24 protein-coding genes are annotated in these 23,248 nt (G+C 40.2%); 2 read left to right on the forward strand and 22 right to left on the reverse strand.

Annotated features, from left to right (window positions below):
• Nucleotides 1–68: 68 nt before the first annotated feature.
• The 7 genes from KHA97_RS10970 to KHA97_RS10995 are packed head-to-tail and all read right to left on the reverse strand — an operon-like array spanning nucleotide 69 to nucleotide 5,587.
• A complete protein-coding gene (locus KHA97_RS10970; RefSeq protein WP_213124787.1) occupies nucleotides 69–485 on the reverse strand; it encodes an RbsD/FucU family protein in 417 nt (138 codons plus the stop codon).
• A gap of 4 nt (nucleotides 486–489) precedes the next feature.
• Nucleotides 490–1,380, reverse strand: coding sequence for a fumarylacetoacetate hydrolase family protein (locus KHA97_RS10975; RefSeq protein WP_213124788.1), 891 nt, complete (start codon nucleotides 1,378–1,380; stop codon nucleotides 490–492).
• 21 nt (nucleotides 1,381–1,401) lie between these two features.
• A complete protein-coding gene (locus KHA97_RS10980; RefSeq protein WP_213124789.1) occupies nucleotides 1,402–2,175 on the reverse strand; it encodes an SDR family NAD(P)-dependent oxidoreductase in 774 nt (257 codons plus the stop codon).
• Entirely contained in the window at nucleotides 2,172–2,987 is an 816-nt protein-coding gene (locus KHA97_RS10985; RefSeq protein ID WP_213124790.1) for an SDR family NAD(P)-dependent oxidoreductase, read from the reverse strand. Before KHA97_RS10985 ends, KHA97_RS10980 begins: the two co-directional genes overlap by 4 nt.
• Nucleotides 2,988–2,999: 12 nt before the next feature.
• Complete coding sequence (locus KHA97_RS10990; protein WP_213124791.1) at nucleotides 3,000–4,097, reverse strand: mandelate racemase/muconate lactonizing enzyme family protein; 1,098 nt, start codon at nucleotides 4,095–4,097, stop codon at nucleotides 3,000–3,002.
• Between the two features lie 33 nt (nucleotides 4,098–4,130).
• The gene (locus KHA97_RS23965) at nucleotides 4,131–4,328 is read right to left on the reverse strand and encodes a hypothetical protein (protein WP_233713445.1); all 198 of its coding nucleotides are present in this window, start codon (nucleotides 4,326–4,328) and stop codon (nucleotides 4,131–4,133) included.
• Nucleotides 4,328–5,587, reverse strand: a complete 1,260-nt coding sequence (locus tag KHA97_RS10995; RefSeq protein WP_233713446.1) for an alpha-L-fucosidase — start codon at nucleotides 5,585–5,587, stop codon at nucleotides 4,328–4,330. Before KHA97_RS10995 ends, KHA97_RS23965 begins: the two co-directional genes overlap by 1 nt.
• A 141-nt stretch (nucleotides 5,588–5,728) precedes the next feature.
• Between KHA97_RS10995 and KHA97_RS23970 the strand changes: the two genes are divergently transcribed.
• Nucleotides 5,729–5,863 (forward strand): YuzL family protein, encoded by a 135-nt coding sequence (locus tag KHA97_RS23970; RefSeq protein WP_213124792.1) that lies wholly within the window; start codon nucleotides 5,729–5,731, stop codon nucleotides 5,861–5,863.
• Between the two features lie 96 nt (nucleotides 5,864–5,959).
• Here the strand turns inward: KHA97_RS23970 and KHA97_RS11005 are convergent, their stop codons facing one another.
• The 14 genes from KHA97_RS11005 to KHA97_RS11070 all read right to left on the reverse strand — a co-directional run bounded on the left by KHA97_RS11005 (nucleotide 5,960) and on the right by KHA97_RS11070 (nucleotide 21,320).
• Nucleotides 5,960–6,160, reverse strand: coding sequence for a VOC family protein (locus KHA97_RS11005; RefSeq protein WP_213125825.1), 201 nt, complete (start codon nucleotides 6,158–6,160; stop codon nucleotides 5,960–5,962).
• Nucleotides 6,115–6,357 carry a VOC family protein gene (locus tag KHA97_RS24625; protein WP_213124793.1) on the reverse strand — a complete coding sequence of 81 codons (243 nt, stop codon included), beginning with the start codon at nucleotides 6,355–6,357 and terminating at the stop codon, nucleotides 6,115–6,117. The genes KHA97_RS11005 and KHA97_RS24625 overlap by 46 nt, the downstream gene beginning before the upstream one ends.
• A gap of 137 nt (nucleotides 6,358–6,494) precedes the next feature.
• A complete protein-coding gene (arfA, locus tag KHA97_RS11015) occupies nucleotides 6,495–8,000 on the reverse strand; it encodes an arabinosylfuranosidase ArfA (RefSeq protein ID WP_213124794.1) in 1,506 nt (501 codons plus the stop codon).
• Between the two features lie 26 nt (nucleotides 8,001–8,026).
• Nucleotides 8,027–8,287, reverse strand: a complete 261-nt coding sequence (locus KHA97_RS11020; protein ID WP_213124795.1) for a DUF6171 family protein — start codon at nucleotides 8,285–8,287, stop codon at nucleotides 8,027–8,029.
• The gene (locus KHA97_RS11025; protein ID WP_213124796.1) at nucleotides 8,287–9,774 is read right to left on the reverse strand and encodes an alpha-N-arabinofuranosidase; all 1,488 of its coding nucleotides are present in this window, start codon (nucleotides 9,772–9,774) and stop codon (nucleotides 8,287–8,289) included. Before KHA97_RS11025 ends, KHA97_RS11020 begins: the two co-directional genes overlap by 1 nt.
• A 44-nt stretch (nucleotides 9,775–9,818) precedes the next feature.
• The gene (araA, locus tag KHA97_RS11030; protein WP_213124797.1) at nucleotides 9,819–11,300 is read right to left on the reverse strand and encodes an L-arabinose isomerase; all 1,482 of its coding nucleotides are present in this window, start codon (nucleotides 11,298–11,300) and stop codon (nucleotides 9,819–9,821) included.
• A gap of 196 nt (nucleotides 11,301–11,496) precedes the next feature.
• The gene (araD, locus tag KHA97_RS11035) at nucleotides 11,497–12,192 is read right to left on the reverse strand and encodes an L-ribulose-5-phosphate 4-epimerase (RefSeq protein WP_213124798.1); all 696 of its coding nucleotides are present in this window, start codon (nucleotides 12,190–12,192) and stop codon (nucleotides 11,497–11,499) included.
• Between the two features lie 15 nt (nucleotides 12,193–12,207).
• Nucleotides 12,208–13,878 carry a ribulokinase gene (gene araB, locus KHA97_RS11040; RefSeq protein ID WP_213124799.1) on the reverse strand — a complete coding sequence of 557 codons (1,671 nt, stop codon included), beginning with the start codon at nucleotides 13,876–13,878 and terminating at the stop codon, nucleotides 12,208–12,210.
• 312 nt (nucleotides 13,879–14,190) lie between these two features.
• The gene (locus KHA97_RS11045; protein WP_213124800.1) at nucleotides 14,191–15,936 is read right to left on the reverse strand and encodes a glycoside hydrolase family 2 protein; all 1,746 of its coding nucleotides are present in this window, start codon (nucleotides 15,934–15,936) and stop codon (nucleotides 14,191–14,193) included.
• Between the two features lie 159 nt (nucleotides 15,937–16,095).
• Complete coding sequence (locus KHA97_RS11050) at nucleotides 16,096–16,920, reverse strand: carbohydrate ABC transporter permease (RefSeq protein ID WP_213124801.1); 825 nt, start codon at nucleotides 16,918–16,920, stop codon at nucleotides 16,096–16,098.
• Nucleotides 16,917–17,798 (reverse strand): carbohydrate ABC transporter permease, encoded by an 882-nt coding sequence (locus tag KHA97_RS11055; RefSeq protein WP_213124802.1) that lies wholly within the window; start codon nucleotides 17,796–17,798, stop codon nucleotides 16,917–16,919. Before KHA97_RS11055 ends, KHA97_RS11050 begins: the two co-directional genes overlap by 4 nt.
• A gap of 67 nt (nucleotides 17,799–17,865) precedes the next feature.
• Complete coding sequence (locus KHA97_RS11060) at nucleotides 17,866–19,140, reverse strand: ABC transporter substrate-binding protein (protein WP_213124803.1); 1,275 nt, start codon at nucleotides 19,138–19,140, stop codon at nucleotides 17,866–17,868.
• Between the two features lie 151 nt (nucleotides 19,141–19,291).
• Nucleotides 19,292–20,209, reverse strand: a complete 918-nt coding sequence (locus KHA97_RS11065; protein WP_213124804.1) for an ArsR/SmtB family transcription factor — start codon at nucleotides 20,207–20,209, stop codon at nucleotides 19,292–19,294.
• A 64-nt stretch (nucleotides 20,210–20,273) separates the two neighbouring features.
• On the reverse strand, nucleotides 20,274–21,320 hold the full coding sequence (locus KHA97_RS11070) for an aldose epimerase family protein (RefSeq protein WP_213124805.1): 1,047 nt from the start codon (nucleotides 21,318–21,320) through the stop codon (nucleotides 20,274–20,276).
• 181 nt (nucleotides 21,321–21,501) lie between these two features.
• On the opposite strand from KHA97_RS11070, the gene KHA97_RS11075 reads away from it, so the two are divergent.
• Nucleotides 21,502–22,629 carry a GntR family transcriptional regulator gene (locus KHA97_RS11075; protein ID WP_213124806.1) on the forward strand — a complete coding sequence of 376 codons (1,128 nt, stop codon included), beginning with the start codon at nucleotides 21,502–21,504 and terminating at the stop codon, nucleotides 22,627–22,629.
• Nucleotides 22,630–22,690: 61 nt separating this feature from the next.
• Here KHA97_RS11075 and KHA97_RS11080 read toward each other — a convergent pair whose 3' ends face one another.
• Entirely contained in the window at nucleotides 22,691–23,122 is a 432-nt protein-coding gene (locus KHA97_RS11080) for a DUF4870 domain-containing protein (RefSeq protein ID WP_213124807.1), read from the reverse strand.
• Nucleotides 23,123–23,248 lie beyond the last annotated feature (126 nt).

Raw genomic sequence — 23,248 nt, forward strand, 5'->3', positions numbered from 1 at the left:
TAAAAATTTTTTAGCTTATTTTTTATTGCTTAAATTAGATTTCGAAGCATGCATAGCATGAATCTATTTTATATAACTCCCTTTTTCAAAATAATATTTGCATACAACTCTTTTTCGCCAGTTGCTACAATGGCATAAGCATTTTTCGCGCGCTCGTAAAAAGCGAATCGTTCAACGTATTCAAAGGATTTTGTTACCTCAATAATAGTTTCATATTCTTTCCAAATCTTTGGCTCATACGGATCACCTGGTACAACTTTCATTAAAGCAACAGGACGTTCAACATAGGCGTCCAAGGGCAAGAATTGTAAGATGGCCTTCAATAGTTCGGGAATGCCATGCCCGTCACAACGGATTAGTCTCCTTGCATTGCTGCTAGCAGATGGAAAGTTTCCATCCGCCAATACAATTTCATCACCGTGGCCCATTTCCATTAACGTTTTCAGCAAATCTGGAGAAAGAATCGAAGGGATTCCTTTGAGCATATCCTCACTCCTCAATAAAATAATTTGTGAGTGCACCTAATTTTTCAATCTCAACTGTAACGATATCGCCCGGCTGAAGATAGTGTTGTTTGTCCTCCGGATAACCCATGACGACGCCCTCTGGTGTTCCCGTTAAAATAATATCACCTGGTTCTAATGTCATATGCTGCGATATGTAGCTGACAATTTCAGCACAATTAAAAATCATATCGGATGTGTTGGAATCTTGTCTTAACTCGCCATTTACATACGTTTTGAGCGAAAGATTATTTGGATCTCCGACTTCATCTGCCGTTACTAAAAATGGTCCTACTGGGCTAAATTTATCGCATGACTTTCCAAGCAACCATTGAGGCGTTCTCAACTGTAAATCTCTTGCAGACAAGTCGTTTACCGTACAATAACCAAACACGTGATCCAATGCAGCATCCACTTCAACGTATTTAGCTTTTTTTCCAATAACGATTCCGAGCTCCACCTCGTAGTCTAGTTTTTTTGTCACTTTCGGAACTGGAATTTCATCCTTATGTCCCGTTAACGTATTGTCGAATTTATTGAATAAAATAGGAACTTCCGGGTATGGAGCGTTTGTTTCATCTGCGTGTTTCCTGTAATTCAAGCCGACGCAAATAATTTTATGAGGTCTTGTGACACATGGACCCCAAGTGATTTCATCTTCATTTACGAAAACTGCCTTCTTTTCACTAATTGAATAGTCGATAAAATCCTGAAGCCTTGTCACTTCTTCTGTAGAACCAGAAATAAAATCCATGATATCTGTTTTAATATCAAAATTAATTCCATTTTTTACAGAAGCGGAAATATCTAATATCCCCTGTTCTGTTTTAACTCCCAGCTTATGTACTCCTTTATCAATAAACGTTAATAGCTTCATAGTTTGTTTCTCCTCTCATGATTACGCATTTTTTCCAAAAATCACACCGCCATCAATATAAAGGGGAGACCCCATCATAAAGGAAGACTCATCCGATGCTAAAAATAAGGCAGCATTTGCGACATCCTCCGGCTTTCCCAATTCCCCGCTTAATTGCCTTTTTTTAATTCCTGCAATTGCTTCAGTCGGATCGTCATAAGCAGATTTTAAATAGTTCTCGACAAATGGTGTATAAATCGTTCCTGGAAGGATGGCGTTCACACGAATATTATAGGGTGCATAGTCAACTTGCATTGCTTTAGTAAGGGAAAGGACTGCTCCCTTTGTTGCCGAATATAAGGCTCTTTTTAAAAGTCCTATTTCAGCGGCACATGATGACATATTGATGATACATCCGCTTTTTTCTTCCATCATATACGGAACGATATATTTGCAAGGCAAATATACTCCTTTTACATTGACACTCATGACCTTGTCCCAGACATCTGGTTCGACTTCATCAATCCGACCGACATTGCTGATTCCTGCATTATTGAATAAAATATCGATTTTTCCATAGTTCCCAATCGCAAATTGCGTTAACGCTTGAACGTCTACAGGATTTGTCACATCAGCTAAAAAGAAAGAGGCACTGCCGCCATTCTTTCTGATTTCTTCCACTGTTTCTTCTCCATGCTCCTGATGAATATCATTAATGATCACATGAGCACCTTCGGAAGCGAAACGGAGTGCAGAAGCTCTTCCAATTCCGCTTCCTGATCCTGTTATAATGGCAATTTTCCCTGCTAATCTCATGTCAAAGCCTCCCTTTCATGCTGCATATGATCTTCTGGTTGGGCTGCTTTAACAGTTAATCCTCCATCTACCATTAAGAGATGACCATTAATTTGCATCGCCTCTTCAGATGCTAAAAAGACGACAGCATCACCGATTTGTTTTTCTGTCCCTAATCTTTTCATTGGATTTGCTTGTATTTCTTTTTCACGAATGGCAGAATCCGCTAAATACTCCCTGCACATTTCTGTATCAATTGTACTAGGTCCGACTGCATTGACATTAATATTAAATTGGCCAAGCTCGATAGCGAGAGCCTTTGTCAGTTGATGCGCCGCTGCTTTTGATGAAATATAGTGAGGTATAACTGGGCTCGTCACAAGTAAACTAGCCGTCGATGCGATATTGATGATTTTTCCATATCGCTTTTGGATCATCTGAGGTGCTACTCTCTGAGAGGTAAGAAAAATGGATTTTACATTTGTTTGATACGTTGCATCCCATATGTCTTCGGTGACTTTAAGGAATGGTTGAAAAGGAGCAACGCCTGCATTATTGACTAAAATGTCTACTGGACCTAATTCCTTTTCAACCTCGCTAATCATACGATCTACTTCATTTTTCACGCCTACATTCGCTTCTACAATCATATATTTTCCAGAAAAATGAGTTTGCAAGTTTGAAAGGACTGACTCCGCTTCTTCTTTCTGTTCTGCCGATTTATAATTGATGGCGACATGTGCTCCTTCTTCTGCAAGTCCCTCCGCAATAGCCGCTCCAATGCCTCTACTAGCTCCGGTTACTAGCGCAACCCGATCTTTTAGCCTATTCATCGGTAAACCTCCTTATCCAATTCGGCATTCAGTCAACACTTTATCCGTGAACTTACATCCTAATCCAGGCTCTTCTGGCAATGTATAATAGCCATTCACCACTTTTATGGGATTTTCCCAAATATCGGCGATCGATTCGTAGCAATACTCGACCATCGGAACATTCGAAGAAGCTGCCGCCAGTTGGACATGTAATTTTTGCTGAACATTCGTATGTGGAATGACTTCAAGATTATAACAACGAGCGAGAGCCGCAACATCCAACCATTCATCGATACCTGATAGTTTCGTAGCATCCGCTTGAACGATATCGACCGCCCCCATCTCGATGTAATCGCGGAAATCATATTTCGTATAAATCGTTTCCCCGACAGCTATTGGTAAATCTAAAGTCCGTGCCAACTCTGCGTGAGCCCTTTTATCAAAAGGATTCATCGGCTCTTCAAGCCAATACACATCAAATTCTTCAAATTTCCTGCCCCAAACGATCGATGTTTTTAAATCCCAAACCGTGTTAACATCGACCATTAATTTAATGTTGTCGCCAATCGCTTTTCGGACTGCCTTCACTCTTTCATAATCTTCACGTGGATCAGGCAAACCGACCTTCATTTTTACAGCATCAAATCCCCGTTCGATTAAAGCTGTCATATCTCGAATTAGTTCATCCTGCGTCACCTGCAGCCAGCCGCCATCCGTGTTATACGCCTTCACCTTATCTTTGACAGGACCGAGGTATTTCCATAATGGTAGATTGGCAATCTTCAATTTTATATCCCACAAAGCCATCTCAACCGCACAAAGACCAACTCGTGTAACACCAACCTGTCCAATAAAATGATTCGTATAATGCAACTCTCGTAAAATATTTTTATACATAAGCGGATCTTTCCCTATTAATTTAGGAGCGTATGTATCATCGATAATTGCTTGAACAGCTCTTGTCCCTTTTGTATAGTTCCAATTAAATCCCCAGCCACTGATACCTTCGTCTGTGTCGATGCGGATCGCAATAAACTCAACGCCCTCAAGCCTTGTTTGCGAGTCAGTAATCGCCCGCTGTTTTAAAGGTACATCTAATAAGTACGTTTCAACATGAGTAATCTTCATAAAAAATCCTCCTTTAGTTAACGCTTACATTTATTAATCTAATACAACTTTGAAAACGACTGGCGTTGCACTTTTAACAGTAGTTGTTTGAAGCATTAATGCATCTTCTGTTCGATTCCAGTTTGGTTTTTCATCGAAACTTAAAATCGAAATATCTTTAATGATACCGTGGAAAAGTGATGATTTTTCCCCTAGCGATTTGATTCGAACCTCTCCATCTTCTGGATACACTAGACCGTTGCATATAAATTGCTTCCTTTTCTTGTGAAACGAATATCTTCACTCGTAAAAACTTTCGCCGATTGATCCGTAAATTGGCCTTCTTCCACATTATTTGGCCCTTCACCGAAGGTTTTCCAATAAGTCGTGTCGTAAATCGCTTCTCCATTTACTTTCAGCCAATCACCGACCTCTAAAAGAATGGCTTTATCCTCTGCCGGAATCGTACCATCCGCTTTTGGACCGATATTTAATAGTAATGCACCATTTTTACTCACGATGTCTACCAAATTCTGAATGATTTCGACAGAAGACTTATAATCATTGTCCGGTGTATAGCACCAAGAATTTCTAGCGACAGACGTACAAGTTTGCCAAAAATATGGCTTCAGTTCGGCAAAATGACCTCTTTCCATATCAGGCACCGCACTCCCGAATACAAAGGCATCGAATTTATAATTGATGGCAACTTGGTAGCCCCATTCTTCGGCATGGTTATAATAGTAGGCTGCAAATTTTTTCAAATACGGCTTAAAAGCTTCCGTCTGAATCCACCAATCGAAATACAGGACCTTCGGCTTGTAGTTGTCAATCAATTCGCAACACCGAATTAACCAATCTTCCAGAAATTCTTCGGTTGGTTTCGGAGCATAGATATCGTGAAGCTCCTCCTCAGGCATCGACGGCCAATACAAATCTCCGCATACGAGCGGTTCTTTAATATCCGAATCAAATTCTTTCCCGCCCGACATGAAAAACCAATGCTCCGCTCGATGTGAGGAAACTGTCAGCTCCAACCCCTGCTCTTCAAAAGCGCTTTTCATCTCTCCAAGCAGATCCCGCTTCGGCCCCATTTCATGCGCGTTAAAAGATGAAATATTACTCTTATATAGTTGAAATCCGTCATGATGTTCTGCAACAGGCATAATATATTTCGCACCAGATTGTTTAAAAAGCTCCGCCCATTCCTCTGCATGAAAGTTTTCTGCTTTAAACATCGGGATAAAATCCTTATAACCGAAATCTTTATGCTCCCCATACACTTCAAGGTGATGCTTATATTCATCGGAGCCTTGAATATACATATTTCGCGGATACCATTCATTTTTAAAAGCTGGGACCGAATACACTCCCCAATGAATGAAAATTCCAAACTTCGCTTGTCTGTACCATTCGGGAACCTGGATTTGCGATAATGACTCCCAGTCAGCTTTAAATCGACCCTTGGCTATCGTGTCATCAATCATCTTTAAATATTCCTGTTTGTCCATCCTGTCATCCTTTCCTATTGAGCTATATATCATATTCTGCATAATTCACTAGAATCCTTGATAATTTCTGATTTTTCTTTAAAGAGTTTTGTCCGCATACGTAAATAATTTTAAGGAATACTATTCCTTGGAGGTGATGTTGTGTCGAAAGGAAGAAAAGCTGACCCATCCACGATTGGTTTGGGATCTTCACAAACTATGGCGCAAGGAACAACAACGAGGGAAACTGGAATCAAAAAGGATTCTTCAAGAAAGAAAAATAAGAAAGAACTTTAATATGTTTATTATTTAAATAAGTAAAACAGACGGAAACATATTCCATCTGTTTTGCTTATTTTTTATAAATAATGATCCTTGCTTTAATACATCCGCTTACAAAATTTGCTCTAGCTGGAGGCGCTCCCCGTCTGGCCCACGAAAAATGGCGAACTTTTCCCCATTTGGGTATAGATTTGGGTCTAGAGTTATTTCTAATTCAAATACAATGCCTTTACTCTTAAGGTCTGCCACTGCAGCCTCTATATCATCTACAAGAATAGATAAATGGTTGATAGGTCCATTGAGCCCGTCCACCTATCTTGCTTCGCATCTAGGAACTCGATGACGCAAGACCCATTCCCTATAAACAATAAAGTGCGCTTCCCATTTTCATTGAAATGTTCCCAAACCACCTGGAAACCTAGCATATTCTTATAAAAGTTATAAGATTTTTCTACATCTCGGACACTGAGTCCCACATGACCAAATCCCAAAACTTTAAATTTCTCCATAAATCGTTACTTCCTCCGCTTCTGCTATACCCAGGACTGGATGCAGGTCTTTCCTGTGTCCATTGTTATGCTTTTTACTAACTACAGCAGTCTTCTTACTTACTGCACCATAGGAATTCTCCCATCCTTCTACAAAATTACTTTTTCAAACGAATAACATTCCAAGACAGTTTTGGCAAGGTGGCTGTTACATGACCATTGTCATTCATTGCATCGCCATTATTGTGAGGAGCGACTGTCTGGGAACTCGCGGTATTCACTTGTTTTAAATCCGCATTTTCAAGAACGATATGCTCTGCAACTCTATAACCTTCGAAGTTGCGAATATCACATTCTAGCAATAAGCTATCCTCTAGGTCGCGGTTCACCGCAAAAATAGTAAGTTCTTCACTTTCTTCATTGTACACAGCAGTCGTATCAAGAACTGGGACATCTGTGAAGTCTTTACTATCATATTTTGGACTTGAAACGATTGGATTCAATACGACTCCTCTTCCGTATTTGGAAGCGTGCATGTACGGATAAAAGATTGTTTGTTTCCAAGCCGGACCGCCTGTTTCTGTCATGATTGGCGCGATGACATTGACAAGCTGTGCCATACACGCAATTTTTACGCGGTCTGCATGCTTTAATAGCGTGATGAGCATGGAACCAACTAGCAAGGCATCTTCAAAGTTATAAATATCTTCCAACTGAGGTGGTGCAATCGTCCAAGGCTCGATTTTACGATCAGCAGCATTGGAATGATACCAAACATTCCACTCATCGAAAGAAAGATGAATCGTCTTTTTGCTATGTTTTTTCGCTTTAATGTAATCGGCGATTGAAATGACAGATCTAATAAAATCATCCATTTCAAGTGATAGTGCAAGATAGTTAGCTACATCGTTGTCACGATTTCCGTAATATTGATGCAATGAAATATATTCGACATTTTCATACGTATGATCCAGTACAGTAGCTTCCCAATCAGCAAATGTCGGCATCGAGCGGTTTGAGCTGCCGCAAGCTACAAGTTCAATAGACGGGTCAACCAATTTCATGACCTTCGCGGTTTCATTCGCCAGTCTTCCATATTCATGGGCAGTTTTATGACCGATTTGCCAAGGTCCGTCCATTTCATTGCCAAGACACCATGTTTTAATTTTATAAGGCTCTTTATAGCCATGAGAAATACGCAAATCACTATAGTATGTACCTGATGGATGGTTGCAGTATTCAAGCAGGTTTCTTGCCTCTTCTATTCCTCTCGTTCCAAGGTTGACAGCCATATTCACTTCAGCATTTACAAGCTTTGCCCAATCAACGAATTCATTTGTACCAAGTTCATTCGTTTCAATCGTACGCCAAGCGAGTTCAAGTCGGCGTGGTCGATTTTCCTTAGGTCCAACTCCATCCTCCCAGTTATACCCTGACACGAAATTCCCACCCGGGTAACGAATTAATGGGACATTCAGTTCCTTCACAAGTTCGATGACGTCTTTACGGAAGCCATTTTCATCAGCCTCTGGATGACCTGGCTCATAAATCCCCCCATAGACCGCTCTTCCAAGATGTTCTACGAAAGAACCATAGATTCGCTTATCAACCTCTGAAACTTTAAAATCCTTTTCAACAATCATCCTAGCTTTTTTCTCGCTCATTTTTTTCATCCTCTCTATTATAATAGTCAGACTCCGAGCCATTTCGAGCCTTGTGGGAATGGACATATGCTTTCTTCCAGCCTTGCTCTATAATGAATAAGACTTCCGCTATGCATACAAGTTGTTTCGTATTGCAATGAAGGACAGCTTTTACAAATGCTAAGACGCTTTTCGTATACGTCTTCTGGAACGATTTTTCTGCCTTCTTTTTCAGCGTCTTGAATCAATTCTTGGATAACTTCCTGCGAAATGATAACGCTTTTTGTACAACTTTTACAAATGCTCATCATTCCACTGCCAAAACAACTACAGACATTGGCGGCAGGGTGACAGATAGAGAGTGTCCTTCATTATTTACATTCGTAAACTCGGCTGGTTTGACATTTTCAGGACGCTCGAATGTGTTGTGAGCATCCATTTTATCCGCTGTTAAAATTCGACCGCTGACATTTGCGGAAGATACATCCATTCCACGAAGGTCGATATCGATATCGGATTGATTTTGATGATCAAGATTACAGAGACTAATATGGATTTTCCCATCGGCATCTTTTGAAGCGGAAACCGTTACTTGCGGCAAGTCATCGCCATCAAGTTCATATTTTTCAAATGATGATTCAACAGACAGTAAGGTTGCATCATGATGAACCTTGAACATTTCAAACACATGATAGGTCGGTGTTAAAAGCATCTTCTCGCCTTCCGTCAATATCATCGCCTGCAGTACGTTAATCGTTTGCGCAATATTTGCCATTTGTACACGATCGGCATGAGCGTGAAAAATATTAAAATGGATACCCGCCACAAGTGCATCACGAATCGTATTTTGCTGATATAAAAATCCTGGGTTTGTGCCTGGCTCTGGGTCAAACCATGTACCCCATTCATCGATGATCAAGCCGACTCTTTTCTCAGGATCATACTTGTCCATTATCGTGCTATGCTTCGTAATGAGTGTATTCATATGCAAAGCTTTCTTTAATGTAATAAACCATTCACTATCAGGGAAATCAGTTGCCGATCCTTTCCCTGTCCAAAATTCGCCAGGAATTGTGTAGTAATGAAGGCTCAATCCATCCATCATCCTGTGCGCATTCTTCATTAGCACTTCTGTCCAATTATAGTCATCAACATTGGCTCCACCGGCAATTTTATATATACGATTGTCTCCATAATTGCGGACATATGTCTGATAGCGACGATATAAGTCTGCATAATATTCAGGACGCATATTTCCGCCGCAGCCCCAGTTTTCATTTCCGACACCGAAATATGTCAGTCTCCATGGTTCATCACGGCCATTTTCTCTCCGCCAATTCGCCATTGGTGATTCACCGTCAAATGTCATATATTCAACCCATTCAGACATTTCTTGAACAGTTCCGCTGCCCACATTTCCGCAAATATACGGTTCTGTCTCAAGCATCTCACAAAGCATCATGAACTCATGCGTTCCAAAGTGATTATTTTCTATCACCCCACCCCAGTGAGTGTTGATCATCCGTTTCCGATTTTCCCGAGGTCCAATTCCGTCTTTCCAATGGTATTCATCCGCAAAACAACCACCTGGCCAACGTAAAACAGGAATGTTTAACTTTTTCAATGCTTCAAGAACGTCGTTTCGAATTCCATTCGTATTAGGAATTGGAGAATCTTCGCCGACCCAGATTCCTTCGTAAATTCCTCTTCCTAAATGTTCAGCAAAATGACCGTAGATGTTTTTATTAATGGTAGTTTTTTCAATATCAGCATTAATAACAACTTGATTTTTCATTTAAATCTCCTCATCCTTTCTTTATTAGGACGTGCCCCTACTCATTAGTAGAGCAAGTTGTTCCAACGAAGCTCGTTTTGGAAGGCATGTGTATTCGTGTCGTTGTTAATTAAAACAGATTCAATTCCGAGAAGTTCTGCAAGATCCTTTAATTGCTCAGGTGTAACGATGTACGAGAAGCCTGAGTGATGGGCACCACCTGCCATAATCCAGTCTTCTGCCCCTTGGCTAAGGGATGGCTGCGGCTTCCAAAGTACACGAGCAACTGGAAGCTTCGGCATCTCTTTTTGTACTTTTACAGCATCCACCTCGTTGATCACTAACCGGAAGCGATGTCCCAAATCAATTATCGATGCATTGATTGCCGGGCCGCTCGCTCCATTAAACACAAAACGTGCGGGATCCTCTCGGTCGCCAATTCCAAGTGGATGAACTTCAATTGTTGGCTTTGTCTCCGCTATTGTTGGGCATACTTCAAGCATGTGTGAACCGAGAACCATTTCATTTCCTGGTTCAAAGTGGTACGTATAATCTTCCATAAAGGAAGTTCCTTTACCATCGGCAATGATTTTCATTAAGCGTACGAGAGCGGCTGTTTTCCAGTCTCCTTCACCAGCAAAGCCGTAGCCTTGTTCCATTAAACGCTGAACGGCAAGACCTGGAAGCTGCTTCATTCCATGCAAATCTTCAAACGTCGTTGTAAAAGCTGTATAGCCGCCTTCTTCTAAAAATGCTTTTAAGGCAATTTCAATTTTTGCTTGATAGCGGATGGCATCACGAATTGGACCGTCTTGCCTACCTTCTTTGACAATATTGTATTTGTCTTCGTATTCGGTCATCAGCTCATCTACTTGGCTTTCCGTTACTTCGTTAATGCCTTGAACCAAATCCCCAATCCCAAATCCATTCACAGTCCAACCAAGTTGAATCTGAGCTTCTACTTTATCGCCTTCTGTTACAGCGACTTGGCGCATATTGTCTCCGAAGCGCGCGACTTTTAAGTTTTGGCTCTCGTTAAAAGCAACCGCGGTTCCCATCCATCCACCAATTCGTTTGCGTACCTCTTCACTTTCCCAATGACCGACAACCACTTTACGAGTTACATTCATTCTCGCTCCAATAAATCCATATTCACGGTCCCCGTGAGCAGACTGATTTAAGTTCATAAAATCCATATCGATACTATCCCAAGGAATATCACGATTGTATTGTGTATGTAAGTGGAGAAGTGGTTTTTTTAGCGCCTTCAAACCGGCAATCCACATTTTTGCAGGTGAAAAAGTATGCATCCAAGTTATGATGCCTGCACAATTTTCATCAGCATTCGCCTCTAAAAATAATCTGCGAATGGCATCTGATTCTTTAACAACCGATTTAAAAACAACCTTATATGGAACAGCGCTATCGCTATCAATTCCAACAGCTATTTGTTTCGAGTGTTCTTCTACTTGTACAAGCACGTCCTCTCCGTAAAGCAACTGACTGCCAGTAACAAACCAAAACTCATAAGATTTCGTTTTTAACATAAACTTCACCCTTTCTTGTATGTGTCAGTACTTAATCACAGCTTAATTAAAAAAGTTTTAAGGTTGTTCGCGAATAACTGTTTAATTCACGAGTAACATGAAAAAAGTGTTAGGTTGTTCGTGAATTATTGGTTATTTCACGAATAAAACTGGAAAGTTTTAAAGTTATTTGCGAATAATGGTGCTTGTATCCCATTCACTTCTGCCCGTAATAAGCAGCCGGACCATGTTTTCGCAAATAATGCTTGTCGAGTAAAAATTGATTCATCTCGCCTATTTGCGGGTTTAATTGGATTGTGTGATATGCCATTTTTGCAACTTCCTCTAAAACAACTGCATTGTGTACAGCTTCATCTGCATTTTTCCCCCAGTTAAAAGGAGCGTGGCCCGAAACTAGGACGCCTGGCATTGCTTTAGGGTCAAAGCCTAAGTTACGAAAAGTCTCGATAATAACATTTCCTGTTTCAAGTTCGTATGCTTCATCGATTTCCTTTTGAGTTAATCCACGTGTTACTGGAATTTCACCATAGTAATAATCGGCATGTGTCGTGCCAAGTGCCGGGATTGGCCTCTCAGCTTGCGCCCAGATTGTAGCCCAAGGTGAATGAGTATGAACGACTCCACCAATTTCCGGAAAGGCTTTATACAATGCGAGATGCGTCGGTGTATCAGAAGATGGACGGAGGTTCCCTTCCACCATATTTCCCTCCAAATCCACGACAACAAGATCGTCAATCTTCATTTCCGAGTAAGCAACTCCACTCGGTTTTATGACAACAAATCCACTTTCCCGATCTATTCCGCTTACATTTCCCCATGTAAATGTAACTAATCCATGAGCGGGAAGCTGTAGGTTTGCTTCCAATACTTCCTGCTTTAATGTTTCAAGCATGATCATTCCTCCTGTTCACTTAGAGGCATTCAGTTTGATATCCTTTAATCTTTTCATGACATCGTTTTCACCGCGGCCGAAGTAATCATAGAGTCTCTCGTATTCTGCATAGAGCTTGTCATACACTTTCACATTGTCATCATTCGGTTTATATGTCTGATCCTTGACTCGTCCCATTTCCTTCGCCGCATCCTCAATACTGTCGTAGCCACCGCGTTCCTTGCCAGCAACTACTGCCCCGAACATCGCTGAACCTAATGCCGGCGCTTGCGATGAAGCTGAAATTTTAATCTCTATATTTAGAACATCTGAATAAATCTGCATCATGAGCGAATTTTTTTCCGCAATCCCCCCACATGCATACACTTCGTCAACCGGAACTCCGTTGTTTCTAAAAGCCTCGACAATGATGCGGGTTCCGTAAGCGGTTGCTTCAATAAGCGCACGATAAATTTCTTCTGGCTTTGTAAGAAGGGTTGCGCCTAGCAACACCCCTGTTAAATCAGCATCAACAAGAGTCGATCTATTTCCATTCCACCAGTCCAAAGCAAGCAGCCCGCTCTCGCCGACTTTTAGAGTCCCAGCCTTTTCCGTAAGCAGCGTGTGGATATTAACTCCTCTTTCCTTCGCTTCATCGTAGTAACTTGCCGGAACACAATTTTCGATAAACCATTCAAAGTGATCTCCCACACATGATTGTCCAGCTTCATAACCCATAAATCCTGGAATGACGCCATCCTCAACAACTCCGCACATGCCCGGTACAATTTTTTCCTCTTCCCCAAGCAGCACATGGCATGTAGACGTTCCCATAATCATCAATAACTTTCCTGGTTCCGTAATTCCTACTGCAGGAATTGAAACATGGGCATCAACGTTTGCAACGGCAACTGCTGTGCCAGGATTCAAACCTATTAAACTAGCAGCTTTTTCCGTCACTTCTCCTGCCTTCGAACCAATGGAATAAATATCATTTGATAGCTTGTCTTCAACAACATGTTCAAGACGTGGATCGAGCGCTTTCAAATATTCCTTCGAAGGATAGCCTTTCTGCTTATGCCAAATCGCTTTATACCCAGCCGTACAACTGTTTCTTCTAATTTCTCCAGTCATCTGGGAAATGACCCAGTCTGCCGCTTCGACAATTTGGTCAGCTGCTTCATATATATCAGGGGATTCATTTAAAACTTGCCAGACTTTAGGGAACATCCATTCTGAAGAAATTTTGCCTCCATACCGCTTTAAAAAATCTTCTCCACGCATTTCAGCAATCTCATTCAGACGATTTGCCTCATCCTGTGCTGCATGGTGTTTCCAAAGCTTTACGTAGCTATGAGGATGGCTGCGAAATTCGTCCATCATACAAAGTGGAGTGCCATCAGCCTTAATAGGCAGTACCGTACAAGCAGTAAAATCAATTCCAATTCCGATTACATTGTCAGCAGACACTCCCGATTCCTTTAAAACTTGTGGAATGGTAATCTCCAACACTTCCAGATAATCATTTGGATGCTGTAATGCCCAATCGTCTTCAAGCTTCGTGATCCCATCTGGTAAAAATTCGTCCATGACTCCGTGCGTGTACTCCTTTACAGCAGTAGCCACTTCTCTTCCCGAGCCGACTTCTACAAGAACCGCCCGACCAGAAAGTGTTCCAAAATCAACGCCGATTGAATATTTCGCCAATGTTTATCACCCTATTCTATTAAAATATTCGTTACTTTAATCTATTCAAAACCGCATATTATATACGTACAATCTACTGATTCTATAAACTTGTACGTATAACCTTAATTTGATTCTATCACTTTTCTTCTTATTTTCAATAGAGAATAGTGTTTATCGCAAAATAAAAAGGATTGCCCCTTTATGAACAATCCTTTTACAATCTTAAGATTCTACTATTTCTCTTTGCCATGTATTATCATTTCTCTTATTAATGGTTAAACGGGGACAGTCCCCATTTAACCTGTCCCCTTTGAACCCGTCCCCCGATTCTTATTCGATTGCTGCTTTGCGGGAGTTTATGCCGCGAATGATTTCAGGATCAAATTTTGGCATTCGGTCATATGTGTAAAGTCCATTTACTTCTTGCTCGATGTCGTACAATTGGGTATAGCAGAATCCGAACATATATGGGTTTTCGAGCAGGACGGAAACGAGTCCTTCATACCTGCTTAAAAATTCCTCCTCAGATTTCGGTCTTTCTCCGTATCCCCAGCCTTTCTCATCCTTCTGTTCCGGGTTCCACCAAATCCCGCCGAATTCACTTACAAAGTAAGGCTGGCCTCCATATTGTTGTCGTTCTGGGAAGGTCGTAAATACTTCTCCACCTTGTTTCATTGACTCATACCTTGCCGCAAATGTTTCAGGGTTTTGATCATAATCATGGACATCATATATATCCGTCTGCACATGAAAGTTTCCACTCGTATCAATAACAGGACGAGTCGCGTCTACTTGTTTCGTTACAGAGTATACAATGCGAAGTACTTCATTATTTTGTTTCTTTCCATCCAAATCCCACGTTTCATTGAAAGGACACCAACCTATTATGGCTGGATGATTGAAATCCCGCTCGACGACCTCAAGCCACTCGGGTAAAAAGCGCTCAAGACCCGTTGCGGTTGTGATATCCAATCCCCAATTCGCATGCTCTCCCCAAACGAGATACCCAAGCTTATCTGCCCAATAAAGAAAACGTGGTTCAAATACTTTTTCATGCAGTCTGGCACCGTTAAAACCCATCTCCATTGAAAGCTCAATATCTTTCCGAAGTGCATCATCGGAAGGAGCTGTATATATCCCATCTGGATAAAATCCTTGATCAAGGACAAGGCGCTGAAAAACAGATTTATCGTTAATCTTAAAGGCCATTCCATCTAGTTTAATGCTGCGTAGTCCGAAATAGCTTTCAACAGTATCAAGTTTCTTGCCGTCTTTTAAAATATGAATTTCTAAATCGTAGAGGTGCGGATTTCCCGGCTCCCATAAATGGATTTCAGAAAGTCCTACAGTTAACCTTGCTTTTTGTCCAAAGACTTTAGCTTGATTGCTTCCGACAGCTTTTCCCTCATAAGATGCTGAAGCCCCCAGTAAAAGTTGATGACCATAGTCGCCGCTTAATTCTGCTTCTATATGTACACAATGATTATCAGGGTCTGGATAATATTTCAATTTCGAAATATACGATTCGGGTACACACTCTAACCAGACAGTCTGCCATATTCCTGTCGTCCTCGTGTAGTCACAGCCATGGGAGTAATATAAACCACTCTGCTTCCCTCTAGGCTGCAGCCCAGATCTGACATCGTCGTCCGCACAAACCGTCACTACATTATCTCCATCCGTAACAAACTTCGTAATATCAAAAGAAAAGGAAGAATATCCACCGCGATGCTTTCCAACAGACTGACCATTTATCCATACTTCCGTATCATAATCGACAGCCCCAAAATGAATCAAAATGTGTTTCCCTTGCCATTCGCTCGGTATCGTAAACTTCCGCTTGTACCAAACAGCTGCCATAAAATCGGTATAACCTATTCCTGACAACTCACTTTCAGGGCAAAACGGAACGACAATCTTTTTAGAAAAATGGTGTCCGGCGTCAAACCAATTTCTCTGTTTCCCACTTTTCCCATAATCCATTTCAAATTCCCAATCCCCATTCAAATTCATCCAATCAGCTCTCACCATTTGGGGGCGAGGATATTCCGACCGTGGAATACTTGAAAGATTCACGATTGACACACTCCTTTATTAATTATTTTTCAACTAATATATGAATCTCGTCCTGGATATAGCGCTTTCAACTCTAATGTTACAAAAATAGTTATAATGTTTCAATAATTTTTGTAATAATAATCATTGATTAAAAGGCCACAGACCAAACACTGCAGCCTATTTTATTCCAGTAAAACTAATTCCTCTGACAATTTGCTTCTCAAAGATTAGAAAAGCGATAATGACAGGGATTGATGCAACAGCATTTACCGTCATCGGAAGTACATAATCAACTGAATATACAGAATTAAACTGCGGAATACCAACTGGCAATGTAAATAAATCCTCTGACATGATGGCTAAAAATGGCCATAAGAAATTATTCCAAGACCCTATAAAAGTGAAAATTCCAATAGCTGCAAGCGCTGGTTTCGCCAATGGAAGAACGATGTTCAAATAAATTCGGACGAGTGAGCATCCATCCATTTTTGCACTTTCAATTAATTCTTGCGGAACTCCGTCAAAAAAGCTCTTTAAGATGATGACCCCAAGTGGAGAGGCAATCCCCGGAATGATTAGACCTGTATATGTATCTAACAAATCCATATCTTTCACAATTTGATAAAGGGGGATGATGGTCGCCTCTCCAGGTACCATTAAACCTGCTAAAAAGAACACATAGATAAATGTTTTATAACGAAATTTCATTTTAGATATGGCAAAAGCAGCGAGCGAAGTCACAATTAGGGTTAAAACTGTTGAAATAAGAGCCACAATTAAACTATTCCACAACCATCTTATGACAGGCGTATCAAACAAAACGTGAGCATAATTTTCAGTCGTATAAGGAGGAATGAACCAGCCGATTACATTTGACACACCTATTCCTTCTGGTTTCAGCGAAACGAATAGCATCCAGACAATTGGAATAATAAATAAAAATGCGGTGAATAATGAAAGCCCCGACAATGCATAATGGGACACGTTTTTCTTTTTCCTCATCTTTGAGCCCCTCCTTGAATCATATTGCCCTTTAACTGAATCAAAGAAAGGATGAGCAGAATGACGAATAAAGCATAAGATAAGGCCGCAGCGTACCCTAAATTATTTTGTCTAAAGCCGATTTCGTATATATACTGGATAAGCGGTCGTGTCGCGGTACCAGGTCCACCACCTGTTATTAATAAAATTTGGGCAAACACTTTGTAAGATGCAAGAATCTGCAGCAGCAATACAACACGGCCAATCGGAATTAACAAAGGAAGTGTAATATGCCGTAAGAGCTGCGAACTTTTTCCCCCATCAATTCTTGCCGCTTCATACAATTCTTCCGGAATATCCTGTAATGCCGCTAAAAACAACACCATATTAAAACCGACCGTCCACCATAACGTTACTGCCACAATCGAAAACCATGCCAAATTAGTATCTTTCAGCCAAAATGGTTCATTATCAATTCCAAAAAGATGCAACGTCGTGTTTACAAAGCCTTGGTAAGGCTGAAGCATAAAAATCGCAATATAGGAAATGACCGAAACAGAAAGAATCGAAGGCAGGAAAAACGTACTTCGGTAAAATGTTCTGAACTTTGAATGGCGATTGGCCATTAACGCTAAAATCAATGCGAGAATAACCATCGTTGGAGTGGATAATAGAACGAATAATGTTGTATTCCATAATGACTTCCAGAAGTTTTTATCTGCAATCAATTCCTTATAATGATCAAGCGCAATAAAATCCATCTTCCGAATAATCGTCCAATCGTAAAAACTCATTTCCAAACCTTTTAAAATCGGAAATATGGTAAACACAGCGTACACAAGAAAAAATGGGAGCAAAAACGGAATCGCTTTTACATCGTTAATAAATTTCCCTTTCATCACTATTCCTCCAAATGCGCCAACAAGCTTGAAGTGATCATCTTCAAGCTTGTCAGGGAAGTGAATATTATTTACTCAATAAATCCGCTATCTCAGTCTCCATCTTATTAAAAGCCTCTTCTGGAGTTGCCTTATCTGCCCAAATCGTATCTAAATTGCGAATGATAATATCTTTAATTGGCCAAACCTTATTCGATTGTTTCGGAAAGGCAACTTGTTGAGCTGCTTTTTCATAATCACTTCGATAAGGCATGTTCTTAAATTCTTCCGATTCGACAACTGTCGTTTTACTCGGTATGTGGCCAGCACGCGTCCAAATTTGGCCGTGGTCAGCAATAAAGTCCGCGAATTCAAGGGCTGCTTGAGCTTTCTCCGTATCTTCCTTCTTTTGAACCGGCAGGAAAATTGTATGGGAATCTCCCCAAGTTGCCGGTTTATCATAAAGAGTAGGCAGAGGGATGACACCAAAATCTAGACCATCCGTTTTTTCAAAAGTACCCGTTGCCCAAACGCCGGTAATAATCGTCGCTGCATTGCCCGTTTGGAACGGTTGATAAAAGTCTTCCATGTTCAAAGGAATAACCTTATCCTTGTAATAAAGATCCTTCATAAAGTTAGCTGCTTCAATCGCTTTCTCTTTATCGATTTGTGGAGCTGTTAAATCATCCGAGACAACATCATTGCCGCCAAGCTGATGATAAAGCGCCCACCATAGTCTGAAAGGATCATCTCCTGCAGTCGGGAAAGCAAAAGTTGTCAGCTTTGAGTCCGTTGCTTTGAGCGTATTCATAAAATCTTTAAAGCCCTGCGCTCCGCTTTCCATTTTCGGCATTCCGTTTTCATCCAATAACCCCGCTGCATCCAAATGCTTTTTATTATAGTAAAAAACGATTGGATGTGTATCGATTGGAACTGCATAATGTTTGCCGTCAAAAATGGTGGCATCCAAAATATTCTTGTTATACGAATCCCAATTAAGCTTAATCGAATCGGCAAGTGGATTTAATTCCGTAGCCAACCCTTGGTCAACAATTTCCGGCAGTTTGGATGTATGAGAAATCCCAATATCCGGCCCTTTCCCAGCAGCAACAGCTGTAACTAGTTTCGTATAATACTCTGCCCATTCCAACGTAACCGTTTCTACTTCAATGTCCGACTGGGAATTATTGAATTCCTTTATCATTTCCTTCATGAAGTCTCCGTCCCCGCCGGAGAATAAATCCCACATCACTAACTTAATCTTTCCATTCGATTTGCTCCCAGAGCTACTGCTTTGACAAGCGACTAATAAAGTTAAAACTAAAAAACTAGAGAGAAATATTGACCAGACTTTTTTATTCAAATTTGCCACCCTCTCTTTTGGAATAAAACCTTGTACCTGCTTTTAATATATCTATTACAAAATTACTTGTAATATTTCAGATTTTCTGGAATAAAAAAAGACAAAAAAAGACCAATTCCACTCACCTTGGAATTGATCTCTAAGTCGTTCATTATTTTATTTGGGAATAATTGATTTTCATAATAATTCCTTGCTCGTAATTTCCGAATTTCGAACCAAATAAGTTGATGCCTCCTTGATTGTTGGCATCTTGTTTTACACCTAATTTTAAGGAGATAAACGGTTTTTCCTGTAACAATAATTCATCAATTGTTATTGAGGAAATTTTTACACCATCTATAAAACTACCTTCTCTATTAATTTTCCAATATTTTAATACGCCATATTGCGTATTATGCGTTTCCCACCAACTCGGCGTTAAGAATCCTCTTTCACCACCAAAATCACCTGGACTCGTCCAGAAACCAATTTCTGTTTCATTGATCCAACAAGTGATGTCAGATGGCCAATCTTCGTTGTAGTAGGGTGCCTCAGAACAAAGTTCAACAGTAAAACTAAGTTCGTCGACACTTGTTCCGTAAGGAATTCTATTTGGAAAATGATATTCGATAAAACCAGATCTAAACCAAACGAGTTGTGCCTTTCTTCGGTCTGGTTCAAAAAATGAACGCGGGTCATCAATGATATGTATAATGCCTTCCTCACTCAAAAGACCGCAAGTAGGCTCCACTTCACAATTTACATATTCTCCGATCTCAAGCTCATACGTAATAATATCTTCCAGAATCGGCGTTTGTTCCTCTAAATCAATAATGATTCGGTCATACCGTTTTGAGCTCACTTTTTGATTCCCTCTGCCAGGAACAATCTCCGTTGTGATAAGACCAGCATTTTCTAAAATTTTGATATTAGCAGCAGCGGTTGAAAAAGGAATTTTCAATAACTCAGATATGTCATTTACATTTTTCGGACCACTCGTAAGTTGACGGATGATTTCCATTCGATTCTCGTTTGCTAAAGCCTTAGAAACCTCAAGAGCTTCCTGCAAAGTTAATTGTAATGTTCTCAATCCAAATTCCTCTCATTCACTCATTTGTATACACTATTTTATTATTACAATTAAACCTGCTATTTTAGACTACACCAAACTTAAATGTTGTAACAGAAGTAAAAGGTTTATCTTTTTCCAGTACCCATGAAGGGAAGTTAGCATGATGAACTGCATCAGGTAAACCTTGTGTTTCCAAGCAAATTCCGAGATGCTTTCGCGGTAAAACTCCATATATCGCATCCTCACCTGTTAGCTGGTTCGACGTATACACGACAACTCCTACCTCATCCGTTTCGACTACCATCTGACGACCGCTTTCCTCGTCCTTCAAAATAATTTCTTCATTACGATTCGCATTCAACACAAATGGATGATCATATCCGCCTCCAGCAAGCTTATTTTGTGAATGCTCTGATTCCGCGCCAGTTCGAATGAAACGACCTTGTCGAAAATCAAATGGTGTTCCTTCCACATCAGCATATTCCCCTGTCGGCAATAAATTTTCTTGCAGCTCAAGGTATTGATCGCTTTTTAGAGTAAGCTCGTGATTAAGGATGTTGCGCTTTAAATCACCACTTAAATTAAAATAAGAATGATTCGTCACATTTAAAAGGGTCGCTGCATCGGATATTCCTTCATATTGAATCGCCAATTCATTGTTATTATTAAGCGTATATGTAACATTCAATTTTAAATTCCCAGGATAGCCCTCTTCTCCGTCTCGGCTTACATAAGAAAATTTCACACTCACTTCATCCGCTTTTTCTTCGGTTTCCACATCCCAAATCACTTTGTCGAAACCTTTTAGCCCACCGTGAAGATGATTACCATTTTCGTTTTTTTCAAGAGAGTATGTTTTTCCGTTTAAAGTAAATTCCGCACCGCCAATTCTTCCTGCCACTCTTCCTACTACACTGCCAAAATATGCGGAATTATTTAGATAGCCTTCAAGATTGTCATAGCCAAGCACGATATTTTCAAATTTCCCGTTTCGATCAGGAGTGATAATCTTCGTAATGGTGCACCCATAGTCTAGACAGGTCACTTTTACACCATGATCGTTCTCCAAAGAATATGCGAATACAGTACCGTCTTCTAGTTTCCCGAATTCTTCTTTTCTTATATTCATTTAAACTCCACCTTTCATTCTTCTATTGTCATCATAGTCTCGCTGTCCGTACGTGTCAATTTCAACATTCCATCAGAATGGCTATATTTAAAAGCATACAATTTCGTTTCTCTATCGTGTATAATGGGAATAATTGTACGAATAACTTTTAAAAAACGAACAACTTGAAAGCAGGGATTTTATGGGTAAGCCCGCAAAATATATGATAGTCATTGATACGATAAAAGAATGGATTGCAAACGGTGATGTGAAACCTGGTGAAAAAATATATTCTGAAAATGAACTGGCAAAGATGTTCAATGTCTCAAGACATACAATTCGACAAGCTGTAGGTGAACTCGTCCACGAAGGACTTCTATATAGGGAACAAGGCGCCGGTACATTTTGCGCTGTTCCTAAAACAACGAATGTTTCCAATCAACCTGGAGCCATGTCTGGAAAAAATATCGGAATCATCACAACGTATATTTCTGATTATATTTTCCCAGCTATCATTAGAGGAATGGAATCCTATCTCACTTCCAAAGGGTATTCTCTTATATTATCAAGCACGGACAATGATATAGACAAAGAAAAACAATGTCTTGAAGCGATGCTTAGCCGAAACGTTGATGGCCTTATTATTGAGCCTTCGAAAAGTAGCGGGTACAATCCGAATATTCATTATTATCTTGAGCTTGAACAGAAAAACATTCCTTACTTAATGATTAATCAATACTATTCTCAATTAAATCCACCTTATATGATTCTCGATGATGAAAAAGGCGGCTTTATTGCGACGGAGCACCTAATCAATGAGGGGCACGAAAAAATTATTGGCATTTTTAAAACGGACGATATGCAAGGCGTCTATCGGATGAAAGGCTTTATCCGAGCGTTTCGTGAGCATAAAATTCCATTTTTAACAGATACAATCATTTCCTATTCAACGGAAGATTTGCACGAATCCTTTGAGGATCAAGTAAAAGAAGTGTTGGCTGATCCAAAAAGAGTGCCTACTGGGATTGTCTGCTATAACGATGAGATCGCATTACGGGTCATCAACGTATTGCGCGGTGAAGGCTTAAGTGTACCCGATGATATATCGATTGTCGGCTATGATAATTCATCACTGGCAGAAGCTTCAGAGATCAAGTTAACATCTGTTAACCATCCAAAAACTAGAATGGGACTTGATGCAGCGAAATGGATCGTTGATGCCGTTGAAAACAATGGCAAGTCAGATAAGAACCATATAACGTACGAACCGGAACTGATTGTCCGAAATTCAACAAAAGCGATTGGGAAAAAAGAAGCATTAGGTTCGTGAAGGAAGGGCTCCATATTGGGGCTCTTTTTAAATGAAAAAAATCCCTTACTTAAAGGGATCACTATAATTGTTTTTCGGCTAATTCCCCGAGAATAGGCAGCTTATAATACTTGCCTTGATAGGCTTGATACATTAAGACAATCCACAGTATCAACATGACTGGAGTTAAGATGAGACTCAATAGCCATCCGATAAATGGAATAACAGCAAGCACAATGCTGAGTACAAAGAATACAACCGATAACGCAATGGATTGCATCGCATGGAAACGAATGAATCTATTTTCTTTTTCAACTAATAAAAATACAATACCACCAACGAACCAGAATAAATAACATAATAAGCCCGCAACATTTTCTGATAATCCCGTAGCCCCAGCTTTCTTATCCTGATTAGGATTTTGTTGTGCTTTCGGCTCCTCAACGATATCTTTAAAAATCGGTTCAATCTTCCTCCGCGCCTCTTTTTTCCCATCAACATTCTTATCCGCCATCCGTCCGCCATCCTCCTTCCGCTCTTAATCACCAATTCACTGTTATTTTATTCACGAAAAGTAAGAATAGATTACATTTTCAAAAAATATATGTGAGCGGAGTTTGGATGGAATTATAGTGATGCT

Source organism: Lederbergia citri (assembly GCF_018343625.1).
In the GTDB taxonomy this organism is placed as follows: Bacteria; Bacillota; Bacilli; order Bacillales; family Bacillaceae_C; genus Lederbergia; species Lederbergia citri.

Bases quoted from the DNA above. Each gene is read 5' to 3' on its own strand.
- araA (WP_213124797.1), bottom strand. From the start codon at position 11,300: ATGTTAAAAACGAAATCTTATGAGTTTTGGTTTGTTACTGGCAGTCAG.
- KHA97_RS11020 (WP_213124795.1), bottom strand. From the start codon at position 8,287: ATGAGCATTTGTAAAAGTTGTACAAAAAGCGTTATCATTTCGCAGGAA.
- KHA97_RS11080 (WP_213124807.1), bottom strand. From the start codon at position 23,122: ATGGCGGATAAGAATGTTGATGGGAAAAAAGAGGCGCGGAGGAAGATT.
- KHA97_RS11075 (WP_213124806.1), top strand. From the start codon at position 21,502: ATGGGTAAGCCCGCAAAATATATGATAGTCATTGATACGATAAAAGAA.
- KHA97_RS11055 (WP_213124802.1), bottom strand. From the start codon at position 17,798: ATGAAAGGGAAATTTATTAACGATGTAAAAGCGATTCCGTTTTTGCTC.
- KHA97_RS11050 (WP_213124801.1), bottom strand. From the start codon at position 16,920: ATGAGGAAAAAGAAAAACGTGTCCCATTATGCATTGTCGGGGCTTTCA.
- araD (WP_213124798.1), bottom strand. From the start codon at position 12,192: ATGCTTGAAACATTAAAGCAGGAAGTATTGGAAGCAAACCTACAGCTT.
- KHA97_RS11070 (WP_213124805.1), bottom strand. From the start codon at position 21,320: ATGAATATAAGAAAAGAAGAATTCGGGAAACTAGAAGACGGTACTGTA.
- KHA97_RS10980 (WP_213124789.1), bottom strand. From the start codon at position 2,175: ATGAGATTAGCAGGGAAAATTGCCATTATAACAGGATCAGGAAGCGGA.
- KHA97_RS10970 (WP_213124787.1), bottom strand. From the start codon at position 485: ATGCTCAAAGGAATCCCTTCGATTCTTTCTCCAGATTTGCTGAAAACG.
- KHA97_RS10990 (WP_213124791.1), bottom strand. From the start codon at position 4,097: ATGAAGATTACTCATGTTGAAACGTACTTATTAGATGTACCTTTAAAA.
- KHA97_RS24625 (WP_213124793.1), bottom strand. From the start codon at position 6,357: ATGGAGAAATTTAAAGTTTTGGGATTTGGTCATGTGGGACTCAGTGTC.
- KHA97_RS10995 (WP_233713446.1), bottom strand. From the start codon at position 5,587: ATGGACAAACAGGAATATTTAAAGATGATTGATGACACGATAGCCAAG.
- KHA97_RS11025 (WP_213124796.1), bottom strand. From the start codon at position 9,774: ATGAAAAATCAAGTTGTTATTAATGCTGATATTGAAAAAACTACCATT.
- KHA97_RS10985 (WP_213124790.1), bottom strand. From the start codon at position 2,987: ATGAATAGGCTAAAAGATCGGGTTGCGCTAGTAACCGGAGCTAGTAGA.
- KHA97_RS10975 (WP_213124788.1), bottom strand. From the start codon at position 1,380: ATGAAGCTATTAACGTTTATTGATAAAGGAGTACATAAGCTGGGAGTT.
- arfA (WP_213124794.1), bottom strand. From the start codon at position 8,000: ATGAGCGAGAAAAAAGCTAGGATGATTGTTGAAAAGGATTTTAAAGTT.